The sequence below is a fragment of the Hydrogenophaga sp. genome (assembly GCF_030656115.1).
In the GTDB taxonomy this organism is placed as follows: Bacteria; Pseudomonadota; Gammaproteobacteria; order Burkholderiales; family Burkholderiaceae_C; genus Hydrogenophaga.
Genome location: NZ_JAUSOO010000004.1, coordinates 1 through 1759, shown reverse-complemented (window position 1 = coordinate 1759; position 1759 = coordinate 1). Strand labels below are relative to the sequence as shown.

The 1759-nt window shown below is 64.5% G+C and carries 2 protein-coding genes; one reads left to right on the top strand and one right to left on the bottom strand.

The features are described from left to right. A partial coding sequence (locus Q7J58_RS00265) for a nitroreductase family protein (RefSeq protein ID WP_304821745.1) occupies positions 1-361 on the bottom strand: 361 nt, incomplete at its 3' end. On the opposite strand from Q7J58_RS00265, the gene Q7J58_RS00260 reads away from it, so the two are divergent. Continuing rightward, positions 360-1759: AMP-binding protein (locus tag Q7J58_RS00260; protein WP_304821742.1), on the top strand; the 1400-nt coding region annotated here is incomplete at its 3' end. The genes Q7J58_RS00265 and Q7J58_RS00260 overlap by 2 nt on opposite strands.

Below are 1759 nucleotides of genomic sequence, written 5' to 3'. Positions count from 1 at the left end.
GCTCGACCCAGGTCGTGGGGTAATACGCGTACTCGGGCTGATGCCGGTCAGGCTCGTGCGTGGCCGCCTCAATGAAGGCATCACACAGGCGCTGCCGGGCCTCACCCGCCACCGCATACACCTTCCACGGCTGCACGTTGTTGCCACTCGGGGCACGCGCCGCCACGCTCAGAATGTGCTGCACCACCGAGGAAGGAACGGAGGCAGGTAGAAACCGCCTGACCGATTTTCGGCTGCGAATCGCTTCGTCGACATGCACGGATAGACCGCCTTTCTGACTACGTAGAGCTGCGGAGAAGAAACGACGCGGTGAGACTGCACCGCTGGACTCCAATACGACGTTCGGATAGGATTGCCACATGAATTCTACCAAACAACCGTTTGATTGGGCGCCTTCCCCTGAACTGATGGCGCAGTCCAACCTGACCGCTTTTTTGCACAAAGTGGGCGAGTCCGACTTCGAATACTTGAGTGCCCGTGCCGACGCCGATCCGGCCTGGCTGATGCAAGAGGTGTTCGAGTTCTGCGACTTCCGCTTCTACCAGCCCTACACGCAGATGCTTGACACCTCGCGCGGCATCGAATGGGCACGCTGGTGCATCGGCGGCACCACCAACATCGTGCTGAACTGCCTGGAACGGCACCGCAGAACGCCGGTGTGGGACCAGCCTTTCCTGGTGTGGGAGGGCGAAGACCCGAAAAACCGCAAGTCCTTGAGCTACCGCGAATTTGACGCCGAAGTCTGCCGCCTGGCCGGAGCGCTGCAGTCGCTGGGCATCGGCCAGGGCGACCGGGTCGGCCTGTACCTGCCCAATCTGCCGGAGACCTTTGTCGCATTCTTTGCCGTACTGAAAATTGGCGCCGTGTTGATGCCGCTGTTCTCCGGCTTCGGGCCGCAGCCCATTGTCGCCCGCCTGAACGACGGCGAGGCCAAGGCGGTGCTGACGGTGGACGGCACCTGGCGGCGCGGCACGCCCGGCGTAATGAAGTCGGTGCTGGACGAAGCACTTGCCGAGGTGCCCAGCGTGCAGCACGTGGTGGTGCTGCGCCACCTGGGCGACGCCGCCCCCTGCCCGATGACGCCGGGACGCGACCACGACTGGGCCAGCCTGGTCGCCGGCCAGCCTCACGACATGCCGACCGCCGAGATGGCCGCCGACGCGCCCGCCGTGCTGCTCTACACCTCTGGCACCACCGGCAAGCCCAAGGGCTGTGTCTGGACGCACGTCGGCTTCCTGGGCTCGATGGTCACGCGCGACATGCACATCTGTGCCGATTTCAAGTCGAGCGACCGTTTCTTCTTCATGAGCGACATGGGCTGGATGGTGGGCGCCATGTGCGCCTGCATTCCGAGCTATTTCGGCGGCAGCCTGCTGGTGGCCGAAGGCACGCCCGACTTCCCCGACACGGGCCGCTTCTGGCGCCTGGTGCAAGATCACAAAGTCACCTACCTGGGTGTCGCGCCCACGCTGATCCGCAGCCTGATGCGCTACGGCGACGAAGAAGTCCAGCGCTACGACTTGTCTTCGCTGCGCATCACCTGCTCCGGCGGCGAGGCCTGGACCGAGGCGCCCTGGCGCTGGTTCTTCAAGCACATCTGCAAAGAGAAATTGCCGTTCCTCAACATCGTCGGCGGCACCGAGGTTGGCGGCTGCAACTTCACCGGCACCCTGCACCATCCCTTGCGGCCAGGCTCGTTCGGCGCGCGCGGGCTCGGCGCCGGGGTTGACATCGTTGATGACAGCGGCCAGCCGGTCGG